This is a genomic window from Leucobacter faecis (genome assembly GCF_054456635.2).
The window spans coordinates 247,234-269,253 of sequence record NZ_JBTJEP020000003.1 but is presented as its reverse complement, the minus strand read 5'-3'; the positions used below and the strand labels follow the sequence as shown (position 1 = coordinate 269,253).

Here is a 22,020-nt window from a genome sequence, read left to right as displayed (position 1 = left end):
CTACGCTCCCAACCATGAACAAGTTGTTCGGACGGAGCGCACTGCGCAAGAGGCAGCCCGACGTGACTAGTCCCGCCGAAGAAAAAGCGGCGTACCTCGAGAGTCACCCCGACGTGGTGCACGCGGATATCGAGCAGATGGACGCCGACACGCGCAAGATGTACCGCGAAGCGCGTGAAGCAAGTCGTGACGCTCAAGCCGAACAAGCGCAGTCGCGCACGCGCGAATTTGTGATCCGATCACCGTTCCAGCTGGGCTTCACGGTCACGCTGGGGGTGCTCGTCGCGATCCTCTTCGGTTCGATGGTGGGAAAGCTGAGCACCATCATCATGTATGTTGCCGCCGCTTTGTTCATTTCGCTCGGCCTCGACCCGGTCGTGCGTATGCTCGAACGGCGCCACATTAAGCGCGGGTTGGGTATTGGCATCGTGTTTGGTGGCTTCGTCGTGGTGATCGCAGGGCTGCTCGCGATTATCATCCCGATGATCGCCAACCAGGTGTCGCAGCTCATCAAGAGTGCGCCGACCCTGTTTACCGACATCACCAAACAGCCCTGGTTTCACGACATCAATACCAGGTTTGGTACGTTCATCGATTTCGATGGTCTGCTCGACATGGGGCGCAACCTGGTAAGCAAACCCGAAAACTGGGCGCAGCTTGCAGGCGGCGTATGGCAGGCGGGCATCGGTATCGCCAACGGGCTCACCGCCACGCTCATCATTTTGATCCTGTCGCTCTACTTCCTGTCGTCCCTGCGCGGCATCAAACGGGCTTTCTACCAGGTCGTGCCCAAAACGGGGCGAGCAAAAGTGATCGACATTACCGAGCAGGTCACCAAATCGGTCGGTGGCTATGTCAACGGAATGGTTGTGCTGGCGTTCATCAACGCGACACTCGGGTTCATCATGATGACAATAGTCGGGGTGCCGTTCGCGGGGCTGGTTGCCGTGGGTGTGTTCCTGCTCGCGTTGATTCCGCTGATCGGCTCGGTGCTCGCCACCGTGCTCGTGTCAGTTGTGGCGCTCTTTAACTCACCGATGACCGCGCTCATCGCCGCGGGGTACTACCTCGTCTACATGCAGATCGAGTCATATTTGCTCACTCCAAAGGTGATGAACCGTGTCGTGTCGGTGCCAGGATCCCTCGTCGTGATCGGTGCGCTCGCTGGCGGCACGTTGCTGGGCCTGCTCGGCGCGCTGATCTCGATTCCCGTGACGGCGGCCGTTCTCATGATCATTAAACAGGTTTGGGTGCCCCGACAAGAGCTGCGGTAGCTCTCTCACCGCAACCTAACGAAATCAACTGATAGGATCGAAGCCCGTGGGAACGAAGCAGAGCGCGGCACAGCCGAAAACGACCAAGCACATCTTTGTTACCGGGGGCGTGATCTCGTCACTCGGTAAAGGCCTGACGGCCGCCAGCCTGGGTAACCTGCTCACCGCACGTGGTTTGCACGTGGTGATGCAGAAGCTCGATCCCTATCTGAATGTGGATCCGGGCACTATGAACCCGTTCGAGCACGGCGAGGTCTTCGTGACCGACGACGGCGCCGAAACCGACCTCGACATCGGTCACTACGAACGTTTCCTCGGCATCAACCTGTCGCAGGCCGCCAACGTAACGACCGGCCAGATCTACTCGACTGTGATCGCTAAGGAGCGCCGTGGCGATTACCTCGGCGCGACCGTGCAGGTGATTCCGCACATCACGAACGAGATCAAGCGTCGCATGCGCCTGCAGGCATCGGAAGACCCGCAGCCCGACGTGATCATCACCGAGGTGGGCGGCACCGTCGGCGATATCGAGTCGCAGCCGTTCCTTGAAGCGGCACGCCAGGTGCGCCATGAGCTCGGCCGCGGCAACGTGTTCTTCGTGCACGTGTCGCTCGTACCGTTCATGGGTGCCTCGGGTGAACAGAAGACGAAGCCGACCCAGCACTCGGTGGCGGCGCTGCGCTCGATCGGTATCCAGCCCGACGCGCTCGTGCTGCGCAGTGATCGTCCGGTCACCGACGACAACATGCGCAAGATCGCGCTCATGTGTGACGTCGAAGAGAACGCCGTGATCAACGCGATCGACGTGCCCAGCATTTACGACCTGCCGACGCTGCTCAACACGCAGGGACTCGACGGCGTGATTGTCGAACACCTGGGGCTGTCTGAGCGATCCAACGACGTCGACTGGACCGAGTGGCAGCCGGTGCTCGACGCCGTACACGAGCCGAAGGGTGAGGTGACGATCGCGCTCGTCGGCAAGTACATCAACCTCCCCGACGCCTACCTGTCGGTCACCGAAGCGCTGCGCGCGGGCGGCTTCGCGCACGCCCAGAAGGTGAACCTGAAGTGGGTGCCCGCAGATGACTGCGAAACCCACGATGGCGCGAAGGCCGCTCTCGGTGATGTGCACGGCATCTGCGTGCCCGGCGGTTTTGGCGTGCGCGGCATCGAGGGCAAGCTCGGTGCGCTGCGCTTCGCCCGCGAGAACGGTATTCCCACACTCGGCCTGTGCCTCGGCATGCAGTGCATGGTCATCGAGTACGCGCGCAACGTCGCAGGGCTCGAGGGTGCATCGTCGACCGAGTTCGACCCCGAGACCAGCGTGCCCGTCGTGGCGACGATGGCCGAGCAGGTTGAGATTATTGACGGCGGCGACATGGGCGGCACCATGCGCCTCGGCCTGTACGAGGCGCAGTTCGCTGCGGGCTCCCTCGCCGAGCGCCTCTACGGCGCGAAGAGCGCGAGCGAGCGCCACCGCCACCGCTACGAGGTCAACAACGCCTACCGCGACGAGATCGCCGCGGCCGGCCTGTCGTTCTCGGGCATGAGCCCCGACGGCTCGCTCGTCGAGTACGTCGAGCTGCCCGCCGATCAGCACCCGTTCTACATCGCCACCCAGGCGCACCCCGAGCTGCGGTCGCGCCCCGGCCACCCGCACCCGCTGTTCGCGGGGCTCGTGTCGGCCGCGATCGGCCGCCGCGAGGCTGCCCGCCTCTTCGAGGTCGAGGGTGACGACAACTAACGATCGCGAGAAGGGCGCGGGGGCCGAGGCTCCCGCGCCCTTCGGCGCATCCGACGCAAATGGGCTGGGCGATCCGGCTCAAAAGGCGCCCGCCCATTTGCTCGCCGATGCGGCCGCGCGCGTGCACGTGCTGGAGAGCGAGTTGATCGTGCGTGGCCGGGTGTGGGACGTGCGCCGCGATCGGTTCGAGTTTGGCGGCGCCGAGCTCGTGCGCGACTACGTCGATCACACGGGCGCGGTCGCCGTGCTGGCGCTCGACGAGGCGGGGCGCGTGCTGCTGATCAAGCAGTACAGGCACCCGATCGCGCGCAGGGACGTCGAGATTCCGGCGGGATTGATGGACGCACCAGGCGAGTCGGGGCTGGCGGGCGCTCAGCGAGAGCTGGCCGAAGAAGCCGATCTCGCGGCGGGCCGCTGGGACCTGCTGCTCGACCTGTTCTTGTCGCCCGGCGGATCGAGCGAGGCCATGCGCATCTTCCTGGCGCGCGATTTACACCCGGTCGCGCACGACTTCGTGCGCGAGGGTGAGGAGGCCGAGCTCGAACCCGTGTGGGTGCCGCTCGATGACGCGGTCGCTGCGGCGCTTCAGGGCCGGATCGGCAATGCCGTGACCGTGAGCGCGGTGTTGGCGGCACACGCCGCGCGCGGTGCGGGCTGGGCGTCGCTGCGCGACCCCGAAACGCCGTGGGAGTTTCGTGCGGGCGTGCAGGGCGAACGGTCGCGATGAGCGGGCTCGCGGTCGACGCAGGCATCGATCGGTTCTTGCGGCACGTTGCGATCGAGCGCGGCCTCGCCGCAAACAGCCTGGCGGCGTATCGGCGCGATCTCGCGGCATACGCCGATTGGCTGGTAGGGCAAGACATTACCGATTTAGCCCACGTCGGCCCAGATACGCTCTCGGCGTTCGTGGCCGACCTCGCCGCGCCGGCCGGGGAGCGGGCGCCACTCGCGGCAGCGTCGATTACTCGCCGCGCGTCGACCGTGCGCGGCATGCACCGCTACCTGTTTGAAGAAGACCTGCTCGACGGGTATGCGGGGCGGGGGCTGCGCACGCCCAAGAAGCAGCTGCGCCTGCCGCAGGCGTTGTCTGTGGATGAGGTTGAAGCGCTGCTCGCGCACGCGGGCGGCGACGACCCCGTAGGGCTACGTGACCGTGCGCTTCTCGAGCTGCTGTACGGCAGCGGGGCGCGGGTCAGTGAGGCGTGCGGCATCGACATCGACGACCTGCTGCTCGAGGGCGGCCGCAGCGATGCGCTGGCTGGAGGCGCTGGCGGTGCGGGTGAGGCGAACGCCGCTGCCGAGCAGGCGCTCGCGGGCGGCGGGCTGCTGCGTGTGCTCGGTAAGGGGTCGAAGCAGCGCATTGTGCCGTATGGCAGCTACGCGGGTACGGCGATCGCGGCCTACCTGGTGCGTGCCCGCCCCAGCATGGTGGCGAAGGGCAGGGGAACCCCCGCCCTGTTTGTAGGGCCGCGTGGTTCCCGCATTTCGCGTCAGAGCGCGTGGCTCGTGATCCAGGCAGCGGCGGGGCGCGCAGGCATCACCCGTCATGTGTCGCCGCACACGCTGCGGCACTCGTTCGCGACGCACCTGCTATCGGGGGGCGCAGACGTGCGCACGGTGCAGGAGCTGCTCGGCCACTCGTCGGTGACCACCACGCAGATCTACACCCAGGTCACGGCCGACACGCTGCGCGAGCACTACCTCTCCTCGCACCCGCGCGCGAAGTAGCGGTTCACCGTCATTCTGCGGGACGCACCACCACCGTCATTCTGCGGGACGCTCCGCCACCGTCATTCTGCGGGAGCGTGCGACTCGCAGAATCCACACACCGTTGCCGACTGGGCCGCGACCAGCCCAGACAACGATAGGATGAATCGTTAGTGACACGGGAGGAGGCCCACGTGGCGAACGCGCAGGAGAAGATCGGCCCGACCGGCAGGCCGGAGCGACACATTCCGCCACCCTCATTTCTCGCCAGTCACGGCCCCGCCCGCATCATCGCGATGTGCAACCAGAAGGGCGGCGTTGGCAAGACGACCAGCGCAATTAACCTTGCGGCGGCGCTCGCGCGCTACGGCCGCAGGGTGCTCGCGATCGACTTTGACCCGCAGGGTGCGCTCTCGGCTGGTCTGGGCGTGCCAGCACACGACGTGCCCACGATCTACGATCTGATGCTCGGCAAGGTGAAAGACCCGCGCGAAGCGATTCAGCAGACCGCCACGCTCGGACTCGACGTGATTCCCGCCAACATCGATCTGTCAGCGGCAGAGGTGCACCTCGTTACCGAGGTCGCGCGCGAGCAGATTCTAGCCGGCGTGCTGCGCAAGATCGCCGATGACTACGACGTGATCTTGATCGACTGCCAGCCATCGCTGGGGCTACTCACCGTGAACGCGCTCACCGCGAGCCACGGGGTACTGATTCCGCTGGCGTGCGAGTACTTCGCGCTGCGCGGTGTTGCGCTGCTCGTTGAGACGATCGACAAGGTTAAAGAACGGCTCAACCCCGCGCTCGAGCTCGACGGCATTCTCGCCACCATGTTTGACCCGCGCACGCTGCACGCCCGCGAGGTGCTCGAACGCGTCGTCGATACGTTTGGAGACAGCGTCTTTGACACTGTCATTGGGCGTACGGTGAAGCTGCCCGACGCGCAGATCGCGGCGAAGCCGGTGCTCGACTACGCGCCAGCGAACCCTGCCTCAGAGGCCTACCTGAAACTCGCCCGCGAGCTCGTGCAACGCGGCGTCGTCGCCTAAGCGAAGCCCCCGTGACCCGCACGAGCGAAGCCGCAGGCGATCGCGACGTCGAGTTTCGGGTGAGCCTCGACGTGTTCGATGGCCCGTTTGACCTGCTGCTCAGCCTGATCGGCAAACACGAACTCGACATCACTGAGGTGTCGCTGAGTCTTGTCACCGATGAGTTCATCAGTTACCTCGCAGGGCGCGACGCTACCGGGTCTGAAGAGGGCCGCTTTGAGGCTGCCCAGCTCGATCAAGCGAGCGAGTTTCTGGTGGTGGCGGCAACGCTCCTCGACCTGAAGATCGCGAGCCTGTTGCCGCAGGGCGAAGCCGTCGACGCCGAAGACATTGCGCTGCTCGAAGCGCGTGACCTGCTCTTTGCACGGTTACTGCAGTACCGCGCGTTTAAACAGGCGAGTGCCTGGTTTCGTGAGCGGCTCGTGGTTGAGGGCGGCAGGCACCCGCGCCAGGTGCCACTCGATGTTAGGTTTCGCGAGGCGGGCCCCGCACTCGAACTACAACTTTCTCCGCATGATTTCGCGGCCATCGCCCAGTTCGCGTTTACCCCGCGTGAGATTCCCACCGTCGGGCTTGCGCACCTACACGCCCCGCTCGTGTCACTTCGAGAGCAAGCGGCGATCATCGTGACGCTGCTGCGCGAGGGAAGCGCGAAGACGTTTCGTGAGCTCATTCTCGGCGCCACCGAGCGCGGCATCATCGTCGCAAGATTTCTCGCAATCCTCGAACTGTACCGTCGCGACGCAGTGAGTTTCACACAGGTCGAACCCCTGGGAGAATTGATTGTGCAGTGGACCGGCGCAGGCTGGTCTGACGACGATCTAACGACACTGGGGAGCGACTATGAGTGAGCACGCGCCGACCGCGCACGCGCAGGCGGGGGCCACCCGCGCTGGCGAGACTCACGGCGAAGAACTCGAGGTCGCGCGCGCAGCGCACTCGCTCACCCAGCAGCTCGAAGCGCTCTTGATCGTCGCCGAAGAACCCCTCGACGCGCAGACCCTCGCCGCAGCGGTCGCACGGCCCGTACCCGACGTGCGCGCGGCGCTCGCCCGGCTGCAAGCCGAATACGACGGCGTAATTGACCCCGGAGTGACCGGCCCAGGCGCGAGCGCTGGCCCGGGCCTTGAGGGCTCGGGCGAGGCAGGATCCGGATCAAATGCGGGCGGAGGGGCCGAGCGCGTAGAAGGAGCGCAGGGCAGCTTCGCGCCGCGGGGATTTGAGCTGCGCGAGGTGCCCACGGGCTTCAGGTTCTACGTACGGGCTTCTCTCGACGCAGTTGTGGCAGACTTTGTGAGGCAGGAGCGCAGTGCGCGGCTGTCGCAGGCGGCTCTCGAGACGCTCGCCGTGATCGCGTATCGGCAGCCGGTCACGCGGGGGCAGGTCGCCCAGATTCGTGCGGTGAACGTCGATTCGGTCGTGCGGACGCTGCTCAGTCACAGCCTGGTGGCAGAGGTTGGCCGGCATGAAGAGACGGGCGCGACGCTCTACGGCACCACCGCGGTGCTGCTCGACAAGCTCGGCATCAGCGATATTGCCGAGCTGCCACACATTTCGCCGTTGCTTGATGACGGCGCCCAGGGTTTTGAACATGAAGTTTTGTAGGCGCGCTTTCGCGCCAGGGTGGAAGGTAATCACATGAATCGCGATAGCGAAGGCCTCGGCGGCTCGTTCTCAGTCGACGGCGAAAACGTCGAGGTAGACCTCGCAGAGTTCGGTTGGGAGGGGGGCGCGGCTGGCGCTGACGGCACCGATGGTGCTGCTGGTGCTGACGGCACCGATGGTGCCGACCCAGACGACGGGCGCGTGAGGCTGCAGAAGGCGCTCGCGCACGCGGGCATCGCTTCGCGTCGCGCCTGCGAGTCGCTCATCACGACCGGCCGAGTGCGCGTCAACGGCAAGGTCGAACACGAGCTGGGATCGCGCGTCGATCCTGAGGCAGACGAGGTGCGCGTCGACGGTGTCGTCGTGCAGCTCGACGTGTCGAAGCGTTACTTCGTGCTCAACAAGCCGCAGGGTGTCGTGTCGACCATGAGTGACGAGCACGACCGCCCCGATCTGCGCGAATTCACCGACAAGATCAAGGACCGGCTCTACAACGTGGGGCGCCTCGACACCGACACGAGCGGCCTGCTGATCCTCACCAACGACGGCGAGCTCGCACACAAGCTCGCGCACCCGAGCTTTGGTGTCTCGAAGACGTACGTGGCGCGCGTGCGCGGCCGCATCACCGGTGCCGTGATTCAGCAGCTCAAGTACGGAGTCGAGCTGAAGGACGGCCCGATCCACGCCGACCGCGCCCGCATTCTCTCTGACGGCGGTGGCGGTAAGTACTCACTCGTCGAGCTGACACTGCACTCGGGCCGCAACCGCATCGTGCGTCGCATGCTCGCAGAGGTCGGATTTCCCGTCATCGATCTCGTGCGACGCCAGTTTGGCCCGCTCAGCCTCGGCACGCTCGGCATCGGCGAGATGCGCGAGCTGTCTGCCGGCGAGCGCGGGGCCCTCCTGTCGGTGACGAGCGAAGACGGATCTGTCGCGGACGGTGGCGCCTCGGGCGGTTCTGCGTCAGGCGGCACCGCAGAGAATCCGACTAGGCGTGGCTGGGCTAAGAGCGCGCGCGTAAAGAACGCAGGTGCGAAGGCTGGCGCTAAGGGCGGGCGCGGTGCCGGTGGTGCCGGCGGCGCCGGTAAGCGTCGCGACGAAATCACGGCCGGGCGCCCCGGTGACGGTAAGGGCGCACGCGGCCTGCGCGGAATCGCGGCACGCGGTAACCCGCACGGCCGCCGCACGGCAGATGATGCGCGTGAGTGGCAGAGCCGCGGCGAAGCAGAAGCGCAGGAGCGTCGTGCAGGCGGTGCTGGTCGCGGTGCTGGTCGCGGTGCTGGTCGCGGTGCTGGCGCTGCCCGGGGTGCTGGTGCTAGCCGCGGTGCTGGCCGCGGTGGTTTCGAACGCAACGATCGCGATGGTCGTGGGTTCGATCGCAATGACCGCAATGACCGCAACGGCCGCAATGAACGCAGCGACCGTTCAGAACGCCCTGGTCAGGGTGCTGGCCGCGCGCGCGTCTGGTCAGATCGTGATGACCGCAGCGATCGCTCGCCCCGGGCAGATCGCAGCGACTACTCTGGCCGCGATAACTTCCGCGGTAGCAACGAGCGCAACGAGCGCAACGAGCGCCGTAATGATCGCAACGACCGCGGTGGCAGCGAGTACCGCGGCCGCACCGACCGCAACGACCGTGGCGAGCGTGGCGGCGAGCACCGCGGCCACGGCAGAGGCGACTCGGCGCGAGGCGGATCCGGCGCTGGATACAGCCGCGGCAGCCAGAGTCGCGGGCCCCAGCACGGTGGCCAAGAGCGTAACGACCGCAACGATCGTGGATACCGCGGCGGCAGCGAGTACCGCGGCGGTAACGACCGTGGTGGCAGCGACCACCGCGGACGTAACGACCGCAACGACCGTGGATACCGCGGCGGACGTGATCAGCGGGGCGGGGCGCGATGAGCGACGCGCAGCTGAGCGCGCGCACGCGCGGCACCGTACACATCATCGGATCGGGCCTGCTCGGGGCGAGCGTGGGCCTCGGCCTGCGCGAACTCGGCGTCGACGTGACGCTCGAAGACCTGTCGCCCACGACCGTTGCGCTCGCCGCAGACTACGGCGCAGGGCGGGTGCGCACAAGCGCCGATGACGAGCCCGCGCTCGTAGTCGTCGCGACCCCGCCCGACGTGACGGCAGACGTCGTCGAGGGGGCGCTCACCCGCTTTCCGGGCGCGGTCGTCACCGATGTCGCGAGCGTGAAGCTGGCACCGTTCGAAGAGCTGAAGCGCCGCGGCCTTGACCTCACCAACTACGTAGGTTCGCACCCGATGGCCGGCCGCGAACGCGGCGGCGCCACCATGGCCCGCGCCGACCTGTTCGCGGCGCGCCCCTGGGTGATCTGCCGCGACACCGAGACGCCCGCCGCGGCGCTCGCGCTCGTCGAAGCGATCGCGCTCGACCTCGGCGGTGTGCTCATCGAAATGACGCCCGAGCAGCACGACCGCTCGGTGGGGCTCGTATCGCACCTGCCGCAGGTCATTTCGAGCCTCACCGCCGCGCGCCTCGCGCCCGCGAGCGACCTTGCGATCGGCCTCGCGGGAGGCGGTCTGCGTGACACGACGCGTATCGCTCAGAGCGACCCCGAGCTGTGGGTGCAGATCCTCGGCGCGAACCGGGGCCCGGTCGTCGAGCTGCTCGAAGCGTTTGCCGCCGATCTGGCCGAGTTCGCTGAGGCTTTGCGCGATCCGGATCAGCCTGGAGCCAAGCGCCGCATCGCCGACCTCTTGGCAGCGGGCAACACCGGTGTCGCAAGGATTCCCGGCAAACACGGATCTGCCGAGCGATTCACGACGATCACAGTGCTGATCGATGACCAGCCGGGCCAGCTGGGCCTGCTGCTCACCGAACTCGGAGAACTGGGCATTAATATGGAAGACTTGCGCCTGGAACACTCTCCCGGGGCACAAATTGGTTTTGCAGAGATCGCCGTGCTGCCCGAGGTAGCTGAGCGTGCGGTGTCAGACCTGGTTGAGCGCGGATGGAGGACGCTGTGACAGAAACTGTGACGACGGTAGAAGCCGAGACGGTAACGAACGCGGTGGCGGCGCCCCTGCTGGTAGCTATTGACGGCCCCGCCGGCAGTGGCAAGTCGAGCGTCTCTCGCGCCGCCTCAGACCGGCTCGGGTTCGGCATTCTCGACACGGGCGCCGCATACCGCGCGCTCGCGTGGATCGCTCTGCAGGCCGGCGTCGACCTCGACCAAGAGGCCGCGGTGCTGCGTCTGATGGACGCGTGGGAGTACACGATCACGATGCGCGGCGAACAGCGGGTGACCGTGGGGCTTGCGGGCGCAGACCCGATCGATGCGACCGCGGCGATTCGTGAGCACGCCGTGAGTGGCCAGGTGAGCCGGGTCTCGAAGCATCCCGTGGTGCGCGAGCGGCTCAACCGCATGTTTCGTGAGCTTGTCGCCACATCGGGGCTTCCTGGCGTGGTGATCGAGGGCCGCGACATTACGACCGTTGTAGCGCCCGACGCCCCCGTGCGCATTCTCATGACCGCGTCGGCCGAGGCGCGCGCCACGCGCCGGGCGGGCGAGCTTGAGGGGCTCACACACGAGCAAGTGCTCGCAGACATCGCCGCGCGCGATGCCAAAGACGCGCTCGTGGTCGACTTTTTTAACCCCGCCCCGGGGGTGACGCTCGTGGATACGAGCGACCTGAACTTCGAGCAGTCGGTGCAGGCTGTCATCGACATCGTAGAAGCGGCGCGAGTGCCCGCAGAGAAGAGCAACTAATGACGATCGAACGAGCAGGCGACGAGTTCGCCGCCGCCCAAGAAGCCGAGGTGTTTGACGCTTCGAACGTGCCGGCTGACGAAGTTATCGAGGGCTTTGGCATGTCTGAAGACGGCGATGAATTCGACGGAGTAGTCACCGACGAAGAGCGCCTGCGTGCGATGCGCTCAAACCTCGACAGCTTCTCGCTCGAAGACGACGACATCGCGATTATCGGCGATGACGGTGAGTTCTTGGGCTTCAAGGAGCAGGCTTCTGAGACGCTGCCCGTTGTTGCGATCGTGGGCCGCCCCAACGTGGGCAAGTCGGCGCTCGTCAACCGTATTCTGGGTCGCCGCGAGGCCGTCGTTGAAGACAAGCCCGGTGTGACACGCGACCGCGTGAGCTACCAGGCCGACTGGAACGACACCCGCTTCACGCTCGTCGACACCGGCGGTTGGGAGCCCGACGCGAAGGGCATCGACGCTTCAGTCGCGCTGCAGGCCGAGGTGGCGATTGAGCTGTGTGACGTCGTCATGTTTGTGGTCGACTCACGCGTGGGCCCGACCGCGACCGACGAGCACGTCGTACAGCTGCTGCGCCGCACCAAGAAGCCCGTGTTTCTTGTCGCCAACAAGGTCGACGACGCTGTGCTCGAGCCCGAAGCAGCTCAGCTGTGGTCGCTCGGCCTCGGTGAACCGCACCCCGTCTCTGCCCTGCACGGCCGCGGTGTGGCAGACCTGCTCGACCTCGTCGTAGGCTCGCTGCCCGAAGAGTCGACGGTTGCCCAGCCCAAGCTGCTGGGCCCGCGCCGCGTCGCCCTCATCGGCCGCCCGAACGTGGGCAAGTCGAGCCTGCTTAACAAGGCCGCCGGCGAAGAGCGCGCTGTCGTGAACGAGCTCGCTGGCACCACCCGCGACCCCATTGACGAGCAGATTGAGCTGGCCGGGCGGGTGTGGACGTTTGTCGACACCGCCGGTATTCGCCGCCGCGTGCACATGCACAAGGGCGCCGACTTCTACGCTTCGCTGCGCACAACTGCCGCGCTCGAAAAGGCCGAGGTCGCCGTCGTGCTCATCGACGTGACGCAAGAGATCAGTGACCAGGATCTGCGCATCATCGACCTGGTGCTCGAGTCGGGCCGCGCGCTCGTGCTCGCGTTCAACAAATGGGACCTGCTCGACGACGATCGCCGTCGCTACCTCGAGCGCGAGATCGAGAAGGATCTCTCACACGTGGAGTGGGCGCCTCGCGTCAACATCTCGGCACGCACCGGCCGCCACCTCGAGAAGCTGGTGCCCGCGCTCGACGCTGCACTTGAGTCGTGGGACACCCGCATTCCGACCGCGAAGTTCAACGCGTTCGTGGCCGAGCTGGTGCAGGAGCACCCGCACCCGCTGCGTGGCGGCAAGCAGCCGCGCATTCTGTTTGGTACGCAGGTGCAGAACCGTCCGCCCACGTTCGTGCTCTTCACCACCGGGTTCCTGGACCCGCAGTACCGTCGCTTCATTCAGCGCAGGCTGCGCGAAACCTACGGTTTCGAGGGCTCACCGATCGTGCTGAACATGCGCATTCGCGAGCGTCGCCCGCGCACGTAACCGCGCATATGATTGTGGCCGCGTCCCCCTTAGGGGGCGCGGCCACAGTCATTTGCGCGGGCTTTTCCTTCCGTCATTCTGCGCGACGAAGGAGTCGCTGAATCCACAACCTACGCAACAAACGGTAGGGCAATCAGGCCCGCGCTCACGATGAGCACGAACACCAGCACGGCGAGGGCGGCGAGCCCAAGCATCACCCCGTTGAGCCACACGCCCCACAGAGCGAGCGTGCGTTCAGAGGTCTCGCGACGTAGCGCTTTCACTCCGAGCACGAGTCCAATGACGGGCGCGATCACCGTCCAGCCCGACACCACCGACACGATGCCCAACACGAAGCTCGCGATAGCGAAGCCGCGCTCCCGGTCTGACGAACCCGCTGTGGGCTGTGCGTTTGGCTGCTGTGCGTTTGGCTGCTGTGCGAACTGGGCGGTCGCCTGCGCGGTGCCCTGCTCGGTGGCCTGGGGTGCGCTGACACCCGCGGTGACCTGTTCTGCTGCGGGTAACTGAGCTGTGCTGTTCATGGAGGTTCCTCTCTGCGCGGTACGCAACTGTCGGTGCAAACCTGCGACCGATCTATTGGTTCCTACGCTACGCGCGTGAGCTCTGCCCCGGATCGCCCGCCGGTACCAACCTCCGGCCGCGGCACGGTACCGCAGTACCACGGTGCTCGCGGCACCGCCGCCAGTGTTTGCCGATGCTGCCGCTAGCGTCCGCCGCCCGCCCAGGCGGTCGCGGAGGCCAGCGGCTATGGCCACTGGTGCCTATGGTTTCGACCGGCGCCTATGGTTTCGTCAGCGTTACAACGCACGATCTCATAGGCGCCAGTCGAAACCATAGGCGTAGGTGGACGGGGAGGCCACGTGCACGGGCGGGCCAGCCGGCGCTGACGGGCCCGTCAGCGCGCCGCCTGTCAGCGCCGCCCGTCAGCGCCGCCCGTCAGCGCCGCCCGCCAGCGCCGTTGCCGCTAGCGCGGCCGGGCCGGTCGCGCCGACCACGGCCGGTACCTACCTCCTAGTGTTCGGCAGCCGAGATGTCGGTGCCCTTGGGGGTCATCAAGAACACGGCGACGCCGGCAGCAAACATGATCAAGCCGCCGGTGATACCCGTGACCTGCAGCGAATGCGTGAAGGCCTCGCCTGCGGCGTGGGCGAGATCCGGCACTGCAGCCTCTTCAGAGATTGCGACCGCAGCGCCCAGCGACTCGTGCGCTTGCCACGAAAGCTTGTCGGTGAGCGGTTTAAGGGCCGGGCTGAGGGTGAGCTCAGCGCGGTAGATCAGCGCCGAAACGCTGCCGAGAATCGCGACACCCAGCACCGCGCCCAGCTCGTACGAGGTCTCTTCGAGCGCTCCGGCGCTGCCGGCCTTCTCTTCGGGGGAGCCCATCATGATCATGGCCGACCCGATCGCGAGCGAGCCCATGCCCACACCGATGAGTGCGAGCGCGAGAATGATCACGCCGATGTCGAGCCCGCCGGGAGCGACCCCCAGAATGAGCATGCCGAGGCCCGCGATCGCGATGCCGCCGGCGAGCACCGCGCGCGTGCCGATGAGGCGCGTGGCGGCGGGGGCGAGCAGCGATGAGATCGCGCTCGTGACCGCGATGGGCAGCATTTGTACGCCCGCTTCGATGGGGGAGGCGCCGTTGACGAGCTGCAGCCACTGCGCGAGCAGCAGCATCGCCGCGGCCATCGCGAACATCGAGCCGAGGGCGGCGATGATGCCGGCCGAGAAGACTCGGCTGCGAAACAGTTGCAGGTCGAGCAGCGGGTGCGTGCTGCGCACCGAGCGCGCGCCGAACCAGGCGAGCAGTGCGAGGCCCGCGAGCAGCGCGATCCAGGCGTCGATTGCGGTGAGGCTCGCGGTCTTGCCAAACATTTTGATTGCCCAGATCGTGAGCGTCATGCCCACGAGCGCGAGCACAGCGGCGAGGAAGTCGAGACGGCCGGGGTTCTTGACGCGCGACTCGGGCAGGATCAGCACGCCAGCGATGAACGCAAGGACCATGAGCGGCACGTTCACGAGGAACGCGGCGTGCCATGAGAAGTGCTCGAGCAGGAATCCGCCAAGCAGCGGGCCGATTGCGGCGCCCAGGCCTGAGACGGCGGCCCAGATCGCGAGCGCGGTCGCGCGCTCCTTGGGATCCTGGAAGATCACGCGAATGAGCGACAGCGTCGTGGGCATGATCATCGCGCCGCCGATGCCGAGCAGCGCGCGCACGCCAATCACCGCGTCAGCGGTCGGCGCCCACAGAATTAGTAGCGACGCGGCACCAAAGATCAGGTAGCCCAGCAGCAGCATGCGCTTGCGGCCCCAGCGATCGGCGATCGCGGCGAACGGTACGAGCAGGCCCGCGAGCACGAGGGAGTAGACGTCGATGATCCACAGCTGCTGGTCGGAGTCGGGGTGCAGTTCGGCCGACATTTCGGGCAGCGCGATGTTGAGGATCGTCATGTCCATCATGATCACGAGCAGGCTCGCGGTGAGAACCGCGACGGCCGCCCATCGGCGCGTGCGTGAAAGTGATTGGACTGTGGCGGAGGGCATGTGCCTGGGAGCCTTTCGGGGTTAGGGCTTGGTGCTTTGGTGCTTTGTGCTTAGAAGCTTGGTGGCTTAGAAGCTTGGTGGCTTAGTTCTCAGCCGGATCGGGCATGTTGATGAGCGCTTGCACCGTGCGCTTGATCGTCTCGCGATCGAGCGGGTGCTCGTGGAGGCCCGCGTGCAGCGTGACGCCGTCGTAGTAGGTGGCGATCGCGGTCGCGCGCTCGCGGCCGATGGTGCGGGCGAGCATATCGATGAGCCGGTTTGACCAGCGCAGCGCGAGCTCGCGCAGGTGCGGGTCGGTTGACGCGGTGGTCATGAGTGCAATGTCGGCATTGACCACGCGTTCGTCTTGTAAAAACGAGCAGAACTCGTCGACGAGTGGATCGGGGTTGTGCGCGACCTCGTCAATGAACACTGCCATGCGGGCAAGTGACTCGTCGATCTCGTCGGCGAGGAGCTGCAGGGCGGCTTCGCGAATTTCGTCAATCGAGGTGAAGTGCTGCGTCGTTGAGCCGAGCGGCACTTTGGCCTGGGCGGCGATGGCTCGGTGGGTGAGCTTGGAGACGCCGTGCTCGACGACCAGCTGTGACGCGGCGGCGATGATCTCGCGGCGGCGGCCCTCGGGGTCGCGGCGCCGGGGGGCCTGGGGCTGCTCGTTCATGGGGCCTTTCTGGTGTGAGGACGAGTACGTTCTCACAGTGTACATCTGTACATGTACGTTTGTACACTTTTCAAAGTGTTGCATTTTGTTGTTGCTTGTCTGCCCGTTTGTCGTTCGTTGCGGGTAGCGTGGGGGCTAACTCGCCGCGAAGTCGCGGCGCGAACAAGGAGGACACCCGCAATGGCCGAAATCAGCACGGCTGATCTCTACGACGAGCGCGGCGCGCAGCTGCAGTCGCTCGCGCTGCAGATGCAAGACATTGGCGGCATCGTCGGATTCACGGGCGCCGTGCGTACCGTGCGCTGCTTCCAAGACAACCTGCTCGTGCGCGAGACGCTGCAGAGTCCGGGGGAGGGGTGCGTGTTGGTGATCGACGGCGCGGGCTCGCTCTCGACCGCGCTCGTGGGTGACGTGATCGCGAGCGCCGCGGCAGACAACGGCTGGGCTGGCATCATCGTGAACGGTGCGATTCGCGACCGCATGTCGCTGGGTACGCTGCCGATTGGCGTCAAGGCGCTCGGGTCGAACCCGGCACGATCGTCGAAGACCGGCGCGGGTGAGGTCGACGTGACGGTCGAGTTTGGAGGGGTGCGGTTCGAGCCCGGCGCCCAGGTGTGGTGCGACGAAGACGGGGTGCTGGTCGCCAAGCCCGCCGCGGCGTAGCACCGCGACTTGTCATTCTGCGCGAGCGTGGCTTCATGTTTTGTCATTCTGCGCGAGCGTAGCGAGTCGCAGAATCCAGCACACCGCCGCTGTTGCCGTTGCCGCTACTACGGCAGCGGCGGCAGTATGCGCAGCAGCATCTGCGCACCGTGAATACTTGCTGCGCCCACTGCGCCCACCCGCACTTTGAGCTCGGCGTCGCTCGTGGCGACAGCGACGAGGGCGCCAGCGGCGGCGCGCTGGTCGGTTTCGTGCACAATCGCGTCATCGCCCAGGAGCTCGGCGTCGATGATCTGCACGTGCTGGCCGCGGTCGATGCCGCGGGCGACGCCCTCGGTCACCATCACCCAGTCGGGAAACGCGCGGTCGAGACCGGGCACGCGGGCATCGGGCACGCCCACAAAGCCAGCGCGAATGCCTGCGGGTGACGCGGCGAGCAGCTCGAGGCGGTCGCGCAGCTTCTCGGCTGCGCCGCGGCGATCCTTCCACCAACCGTCGGGAACGCTGCCGATCACGTTCGCGGCGTCAACGATCACGGCGGGAGCAGCGGCGAGCAGCGGTCGCAGAATCTCCCAGCTCGCGGCGAAGGCCGGGTGCAGTGGCAGGCTCGTCACCTCGTCGAGCGGCACCCACGCAAGCGCGTGGCTCTCGGGGTCGGTGATCTCGGGCTCAAACGGCGAAGTCACCTCGGCGATGAGCGTGGTGTAGGCCCAGCCGCCACGGTCGAGCACATGCGTAAAGCGCGGGCGCAGGCAATTATCTGGCACGCCCGCTTCTTCTTGAGACTCCCGGATCGCGGCAGCGATGGGTGGCTCACCCTCGTGCCGAGCGCCACCCGGGATTCCCCAGGTGTCGCCGTGGTCACTCCACGTGACGCGGTGCTGCATGAGAATGGCGCCGCGGCCCTCATCGCGGTCGCGGTCAATCACGAGAAGGCCGGCGGCGCCAAAGCGGCCCCAGTAGCGCCCGCCGTCGGCGGCTGTGATCCAGGCATCGCCAGTGTTTCGGAGGTCGCTCATGTCTTCAGCGTAGCGGGCTGGCCCGGTTTGGGTAAGAATGAGGGTATGGACAGCAACGAAGTGCCCGTCATTGTGCTCGCAGAAGAAGAGTGCTGGAAACTGCTGGGTATGGAAGACGTGGGGCGGCTCGTTACCCATGTCGGTGACATTGTCGACATTGTGCCGCTGAACTTTGTGGTTGACCGCGGTTCACTCGTGTTTCGTACCGCGCCAGGCAGCAAACTCTCGGGGCTTACGGTCAATAGCTCGGTCGCGCTTGAGGTTGACCGGTTTAACTCAGAGCGCGGGTGGAGTGTTGTGGTGCACGGCCGTGCCGAGGCGCTTACCCAATCTGCCGATATTGAAGCGGCCGAGCAGCTGCCGCTCACGCCAATGGTGGCGACGGTGAAGCCCGTGTTTGTGCGCATTCACGTTGATTCGATTCGCGGTCGCCGGTTTAGATTTGGGCCCGAACCGAAGGCTGCCGATCAGCAAGAAGGCTGAGTGATTTCACCTGATGTGGCGGTTTCGACGCGCCGGGCGTCCCCGATTTCGCGTGCGCGCACGAAATGGGTAATATTAAAGGGTTGCCTCGGGCGGTTAGCCACTCGGGAACAACGGGTTGTGGCGCAGCTTGGTAGCGCACCTGACTGGGGGTCAGGGGGTCGCAGGTTCAAATCCTGTCAACCCGACAGCTAAGCCTCGGCGAGAGTTTCTCGCCGAGGCTTTTGTCGTATGTGCGCGGGTGAGTGCCTCGTGGTCCGCAGCATGTCTGAGGCTCAATGTACCGTCGAAATATGACTGGACGACGAAGTTACACCGATGCGGCACTTACGGCGGCAATCGCGGAGAGTGACTCTTGGCGCGGCGTCTTGCGTACACTTGGGCTAACCTCGCGATCGGCAGGCACCATGAGGTCCGTTCGCAGTCATGCTGAGCGCCTCGCGCTCGACTTTGAACACTTCAGAGGTCAACGCAAATGGAAAGAAGCGCAGCTTCGCGAAGCAGTTCAAACAGAAGCTAGTTGGTGTCAGGTCGTGGCGGCGCTTGGCGTAGGCATCGAGGATGTAGCCACGCTGAAGGGGCACGCGCTCCGTTTAGGTTTGGATACAGGACATCTGACCAGCCATATGGAGGCCCCCAGCGCCGCCGGTCTCCCAAATTTATCGCGTTTAGATCGTGCCGGGCCGCTTGTCGCGGCAGCGTGGTACACGTTAGCCGGCTACGACGTGTCATGGCCGCTGGAGCCCTGTAGATACGACTTGCTGGTTGTGAGCGGTGCGACGGTGCGCCGGGTACAGGTGAAAACTACTACGGTGAGGGCTGGGAGAACGTGGAAAGTGTATTTGTCATCCAGCTCGGGGCAAGGACGTCGGCGAACATATGACCCTGATCAAATAGACGAGTTCTTTATCGTTGACGGTGATCTCCGGTGTTATTTGATCCCTGTCGGAGAGGTAGGCGGACTACACGCGATTCATCTGGTCCAGTATCGGAAATTTGAATGTGAGGAGTGGTTATCGCGATGAAGTAAGGAGGTGCTGGGGTTGCTATGCTCCGAGGGTCGTCAAAGCATCACAATTTAGGCTTACCGCTGCGCGTCCGGTGGGGTACATGTGGTGAGAAAGGCCATGATCGAGGTGGCGTCCGAGTCCCTGAAGAGAGACTCCAACCCCTGATTAAATTCAAGCCTTCGAGCAACAGGGACGCTTACCGCTTCGTAACCAGAGGCGATGAGATGGCCCGTCATCATAATTCGTGCCGTTCGCTTGTTCCCGTCGTAATAGAACTGTGATCGTGTGGCCGATGCAAAGTACGCGAGTGCGCGCTCTCTGGGGTCGATGACACTCTCCAGCGCAGCGAGCAAGTTTGCGTAGTCGACCACCATCTGCTCGCCGCCCTTGCCGGGGTCGTCACCGTCGATGTCGCTGCCATCAGTGAGCCGAACGGTACCGCCACCTCCCATGACCGTGCCCTGCCCGCGAAACACCCCAGGGTCGATGATTTCGTACTGCGCTACAGCGCCGTTGATGCTCTGCGAGGTTTCGGCAGACAGATTGAAGCTACCGTCTCTCACCATCTCAATCATGGTGTTCATAGCCTCGCTGAGTGCGATGATCTGATTCGCGTCCTCAACGCGCTTTCCTCCGACGGTTACTCCGTCGAGTAATGTGCGCACCTCTGGCAGCGTGAAAAGGTTCCCTTCAAGGGCTGCTGTGTTCCAAATGAACTCTGGAAGGGTGTTCCTGAGTCGTTCGAGGGACCGTTCGATAGGTGATTCGCGAATGAGGTCAAACTCTATCTGCGACGCATCCCAGATGACGCGTCCCGAATCACCAATCTTCTGTGGTGTGACTTTCTCATGGCGGCGGAGGTAACCTGAGTGCTCGTTTACTTGGGGACGAAGGTGGTAATGGTCGCTCCCGAGACCCCACTTCTTCTTAGTCATTCTTGCCCCACTCCTTAGTGATCTCACGGGCTAGGTGCACCATGCCGAGTCCGTGAAGGTCCAGGACCGTTTGGATGGGTGACGCAAAACGCTGTTGCTGAACCACTAACGGGTCGATGAGTGTCTCACGCGGGGCTGGCGCAATAACGACTCCGGCTGGTTGGAACCGACTCGTCTCCACAAGTGTTTGCCTCATTGCTTCTGAAGCGCCGTCGGGGTCGGTCGACCACAAGATGGTTGCTCCACGGACCTCTCTATCAAGTAGTAAGGCAGCAGCCGGGGCGCCCGAAACAACGGAGTCGCTTCCCCCTGCTGAAGCCGCGTTCACCCCCAACGCAAAAGAATCTAGCCCGCGCCTGGGGGCGAAGAATCTTGCGTCCGGATGGTGCTGCGGTGCACTAAGTCTTCCGGCGGTTTCAACAAGGTGCTCAGGATCTTTGGCGATACCGTATCGCTCAAACCGCTTCAGCCATTTCAAGACTGCAGGTCTCACTACAGCATCCATTTCGGGATCCAGGAGCACTCTCGCCGCTATTGCCGCGTAAGGGTCCCCGCTCGGGTTCACGCGTACTTCGACCGCTAGGCCGAGTGCTGCAGCAAGCTCACTCAGTGTGCCCAAGGATGGCTCACCGTCACCTTTGCGAAGGCGGTTAATGGTCGCTCGAGACACGCCAGATCTTCGCGATGTGGCTGTCGGGTGCTTTGCAGCCAGCTCGAGTAGATCTTGAACATCCATGATGCGATTGTATCATTTTTAGTACAATGTACTGTTTGTAATACATCGTATTGTTTGTGGTGCCTGAGGTTGTTGCCCGGAGCTAGCCAGAGCGCCATGAGGCTGGGGCGCCGCATTGGAAGAGAGTGCTTCGGTGAGAGCATTCTCCTCATGGGCAAAGCGACACTTACGCGACACCTTCTCGAGTGGAGATGCTGATTGTGCGCGCCTAGTCGTGGTCGGAGGCCCCAAAGTAGGCACTCCGCGGCACCCGCGCGACAGAGGATTCCCGCACGATCAACTTTGGCTGGAAGATCTCGTGCACGGGCGCGCTCGTTGGCGTGGCTTCGAGGAGTATCGCTGTGATGCTCGCCGCCATTTCGGTGACCGGTTGACGTACAGATGTGAGGCTCGGCACTGTATATCTGCCCGCCGCTGTGCCGTCCACGCTCACCACAGCAAGATCGTCGGGGATGCTGAGCCCGGCGTGGTGCGCGGCCGACAGCACACCGATTGCTTGTTCGTCGCTGATCACGAAAATGGCGTCGGGCAGTTCGCCAGATTCCCACCAATTAGTAAACGCTGCGGCCGCCGCTGCCCGCGTGTAGTTCGAGGAGCGTTCGGAGGTTGAGAGCGAGAGCTCTTGGGTTGCGCGGCGAAAGCCAGCGACTCGTCCTGTGCTCGTTGATGTCTCGCCAGGGCCACTGAGTAAGCCGATACGAGTGTGGCCTTGATCCGCGAGGTGGCGTGTCGCAAGGTACGCCGCTTGTTCATAATCGATCGCGACGGAAGATGCGTCGCTATCTGGTCCCACCGCGCGCAGTGAGACCACGGGAATCCCTAACTTCTGGCAGATCTTGTCTTCGGGGTTGCTGCGCATGGATGCGTAGACGAGCGCGTCCACGCGACGCTCCACGAACGTCTCGACGAGACGCGTCTCGCGGTGCTCATCCATCGCTGCGTCTCCGATGAGGAGCAGATAGCCTTGGTCGCCCAGGGGTGCTTCGAGCTCTCGAGCCAGCTCAGCAAAGAAGGGGTTCGTGATGTCGGGCACAATGAGCCCTATCGAGCGGGACTTGCCGCCGCTCAGCGCTGCTGCGGTGCTATCTGGTCGATAGTTGAGTTTCGCGGCCGCATCAAGCACACGGCGTCGAGTTTCGGCCGCCACGGGGCGAGGGCCGTTGTTGAACACGTAGCTGACGACCGCGTTAGAGCAGCCCGCTAGACGCGCAACGTCTCTTGCTGTCGCCATGATTCTCCCTGCTATCCGGATAGAACGAACACTATCGCACCTTGCTTGT

The 22,020-nt window shown here is 64.8% G+C and carries 20 protein-coding genes, 1 tRNA gene and 1 pseudogene; 15 read left to right on the top strand and 7 right to left on the bottom strand.

Features of this window, described 5'->3' with window-relative positions; all coding sequences use genetic code 11:
* Nucleotides 1-14: 14 nt before the first annotated feature.
* From ACXR2T_RS04280 to der, 11 genes and pseudogenes are all read left to right on the top strand, one after another.
* Nucleotides 15-1,274, top strand: a complete 1,260-nt coding sequence (locus tag ACXR2T_RS04280) for an AI-2E family transporter (protein ID WP_458813966.1) — start codon at nucleotides 15-17, stop codon at nucleotides 1,272-1,274.
* A gap of 46 nt (nucleotides 1,275-1,320) precedes the next feature.
* Entirely contained in the window at nucleotides 1,321-3,018 is a 1,698-nt protein-coding gene (gene pyrG / locus ACXR2T_RS04275; protein WP_458813964.1) for a CTP synthase, read from the top strand.
* Between the two features lie 64 nt (nucleotides 3,019-3,082).
* A complete protein-coding gene (locus ACXR2T_RS04270) occupies nucleotides 3,083-3,745 on the top strand; it encodes an NUDIX domain-containing protein (protein ID WP_458838019.1) in 663 nt (220 codons plus the stop codon).
* On the top strand, nucleotides 3,742-4,746 hold the full coding sequence (locus ACXR2T_RS04265) for a site-specific tyrosine recombinase XerD (protein WP_458838011.1): 1,005 nt from the start codon (nucleotides 3,742-3,744) through the stop codon (nucleotides 4,744-4,746). Before ACXR2T_RS04270 ends, ACXR2T_RS04265 begins: the two co-directional genes overlap by 4 nt.
* Nucleotides 4,747-4,919: 173 nt before the next feature.
* Nucleotides 4,920-5,774, top strand: coding sequence for a ParA family protein (locus ACXR2T_RS04260; protein WP_458838010.1), 855 nt, complete (start codon nucleotides 4,920-4,922; stop codon nucleotides 5,772-5,774).
* Between the two features lie 11 nt (nucleotides 5,775-5,785).
* The gene (locus tag ACXR2T_RS04255; protein WP_458813958.1) at nucleotides 5,786-6,625 is read left to right on the top strand and encodes a segregation and condensation protein A; all 840 of its coding nucleotides are present in this window, start codon (nucleotides 5,786-5,788) and stop codon (nucleotides 6,623-6,625) included.
* Entirely contained in the window at nucleotides 6,618-7,379 is a 762-nt protein-coding gene (gene scpB / locus ACXR2T_RS04250) for an SMC-Scp complex subunit ScpB (RefSeq protein WP_458838009.1), read from the top strand. Before ACXR2T_RS04255 ends, scpB begins: the two co-directional genes overlap by 8 nt.
* 201 nt (nucleotides 7,380-7,580) lie before the next feature.
* Nucleotides 7,581-8,318: pseudogene (locus ACXR2T_RS04245) on the top strand (pseudouridine synthase); the annotation flags it as partial.
* A 959-nt stretch (nucleotides 8,319-9,277) separates the two neighbouring features.
* On the top strand, nucleotides 9,278-10,372 hold the full coding sequence (locus ACXR2T_RS04240; RefSeq protein WP_458813954.1) for a prephenate dehydrogenase: 1,095 nt from the start codon (nucleotides 9,278-9,280) through the stop codon (nucleotides 10,370-10,372).
* Entirely contained in the window at nucleotides 10,357-11,115 is a 759-nt protein-coding gene (gene cmk, locus ACXR2T_RS04235; protein ID WP_458813952.1) for a (d)CMP kinase, read from the top strand. The genes ACXR2T_RS04240 and cmk overlap by 16 nt, the downstream gene beginning before the upstream one ends.
* 101 nt (nucleotides 11,116-11,216) lie before the next feature.
* Nucleotides 11,217-12,692 (top strand): ribosome biogenesis GTPase Der, encoded by a 1,476-nt coding sequence (der, locus tag ACXR2T_RS04230; protein WP_458838018.1) that lies wholly within the window; start codon nucleotides 11,217-11,219, stop codon nucleotides 12,690-12,692.
* A 110-nt stretch (nucleotides 12,693-12,802) separates the two neighbouring features.
* Here der and ACXR2T_RS04225 read toward each other — a convergent pair whose 3' ends face one another.
* The 3 genes from ACXR2T_RS04225 to ACXR2T_RS04215 all read right to left on the bottom strand — a co-directional run bounded on the left by ACXR2T_RS04225 (nucleotide 12,803) and on the right by ACXR2T_RS04215 (nucleotide 15,894).
* On the bottom strand, nucleotides 12,803-13,213 hold the full coding sequence (locus ACXR2T_RS04225) for a DUF4190 domain-containing protein (protein WP_458838008.1): 411 nt from the start codon (nucleotides 13,211-13,213) through the stop codon (nucleotides 12,803-12,805).
* A gap of 490 nt (nucleotides 13,214-13,703) precedes the next feature.
* Nucleotides 13,704-15,236 carry an MFS transporter gene (locus ACXR2T_RS04220; protein ID WP_458838007.1) on the bottom strand — a complete coding sequence of 511 codons (1,533 nt, stop codon included), beginning with the start codon at nucleotides 15,234-15,236 and terminating at the stop codon, nucleotides 13,704-13,706.
* Between the two features lie 82 nt (nucleotides 15,237-15,318).
* Entirely contained in the window at nucleotides 15,319-15,894 is a 576-nt protein-coding gene (locus ACXR2T_RS04215) for a TetR/AcrR family transcriptional regulator (RefSeq protein WP_458838006.1), read from the bottom strand.
* A gap of 180 nt (nucleotides 15,895-16,074) precedes the next feature.
* Between ACXR2T_RS04215 and rraA the strand changes: the two genes are divergently transcribed.
* A complete protein-coding gene (rraA, locus tag ACXR2T_RS04210) occupies nucleotides 16,075-16,557 on the top strand; it encodes a ribonuclease E activity regulator RraA (RefSeq protein ID WP_458813945.1) in 483 nt (160 codons plus the stop codon).
* A 107-nt stretch (nucleotides 16,558-16,664) separates the two neighbouring features.
* On the opposite strand, the gene ACXR2T_RS04205 is transcribed toward rraA, so the two are convergent.
* The gene (locus ACXR2T_RS04205) at nucleotides 16,665-17,576 is read right to left on the bottom strand and encodes an NUDIX domain-containing protein (protein WP_458838005.1); all 912 of its coding nucleotides are present in this window, start codon (nucleotides 17,574-17,576) and stop codon (nucleotides 16,665-16,667) included.
* A 45-nt stretch (nucleotides 17,577-17,621) separates the two neighbouring features.
* On the opposite strand from ACXR2T_RS04205, the gene ACXR2T_RS04200 reads away from it, so the two are divergent.
* The 3 genes from ACXR2T_RS04200 to ACXR2T_RS04190 all read left to right on the top strand — a co-directional run bounded on the left by ACXR2T_RS04200 (nucleotide 17,622) and on the right by ACXR2T_RS04190 (nucleotide 19,084).
* Nucleotides 17,622-18,059 (top strand): pyridoxamine 5'-phosphate oxidase family protein, encoded by a 438-nt coding sequence (locus ACXR2T_RS04200; protein ID WP_458813941.1) that lies wholly within the window; start codon nucleotides 17,622-17,624, stop codon nucleotides 18,057-18,059.
* A 114-nt stretch (nucleotides 18,060-18,173) separates the two neighbouring features.
* Nucleotides 18,174-18,247, top strand: a tRNA-Pro gene (locus ACXR2T_RS04195).
* A gap of 90 nt (nucleotides 18,248-18,337) precedes the next feature.
* Nucleotides 18,338-19,084, top strand: a complete 747-nt coding sequence (locus ACXR2T_RS04190) for a group I intron-associated PD-(D/E)XK endonuclease (protein ID WP_458838004.1) — start codon at nucleotides 18,338-18,340, stop codon at nucleotides 19,082-19,084.
* Nucleotides 19,085-19,143: 59 nt separating this feature from the next.
* Here the strand turns inward: ACXR2T_RS04190 and ACXR2T_RS04185 are convergent, their stop codons facing one another.
* The 3 genes from ACXR2T_RS04185 to ACXR2T_RS04175 form a co-directional block, all read right to left on the bottom strand.
* A complete protein-coding gene (locus tag ACXR2T_RS04185) occupies nucleotides 19,144-20,004 on the bottom strand; it encodes a Fic family protein (RefSeq protein WP_458838003.1) in 861 nt (286 codons plus the stop codon).
* A complete protein-coding gene (locus ACXR2T_RS04180; protein ID WP_458838002.1) occupies nucleotides 19,997-20,740 on the bottom strand; it encodes a helix-turn-helix transcriptional regulator in 744 nt (247 codons plus the stop codon). Before ACXR2T_RS04180 ends, ACXR2T_RS04185 begins: the two co-directional genes overlap by 8 nt.
* Before the next feature lie 208 nt (nucleotides 20,741-20,948).
* Nucleotides 20,949-21,971 (bottom strand): LacI family DNA-binding transcriptional regulator, encoded by a 1,023-nt coding sequence (locus ACXR2T_RS04175; protein WP_458838001.1) that lies wholly within the window; start codon nucleotides 21,969-21,971, stop codon nucleotides 20,949-20,951.
* Between the last annotated feature and the right edge of the window lie 49 nt (nucleotides 21,972-22,020).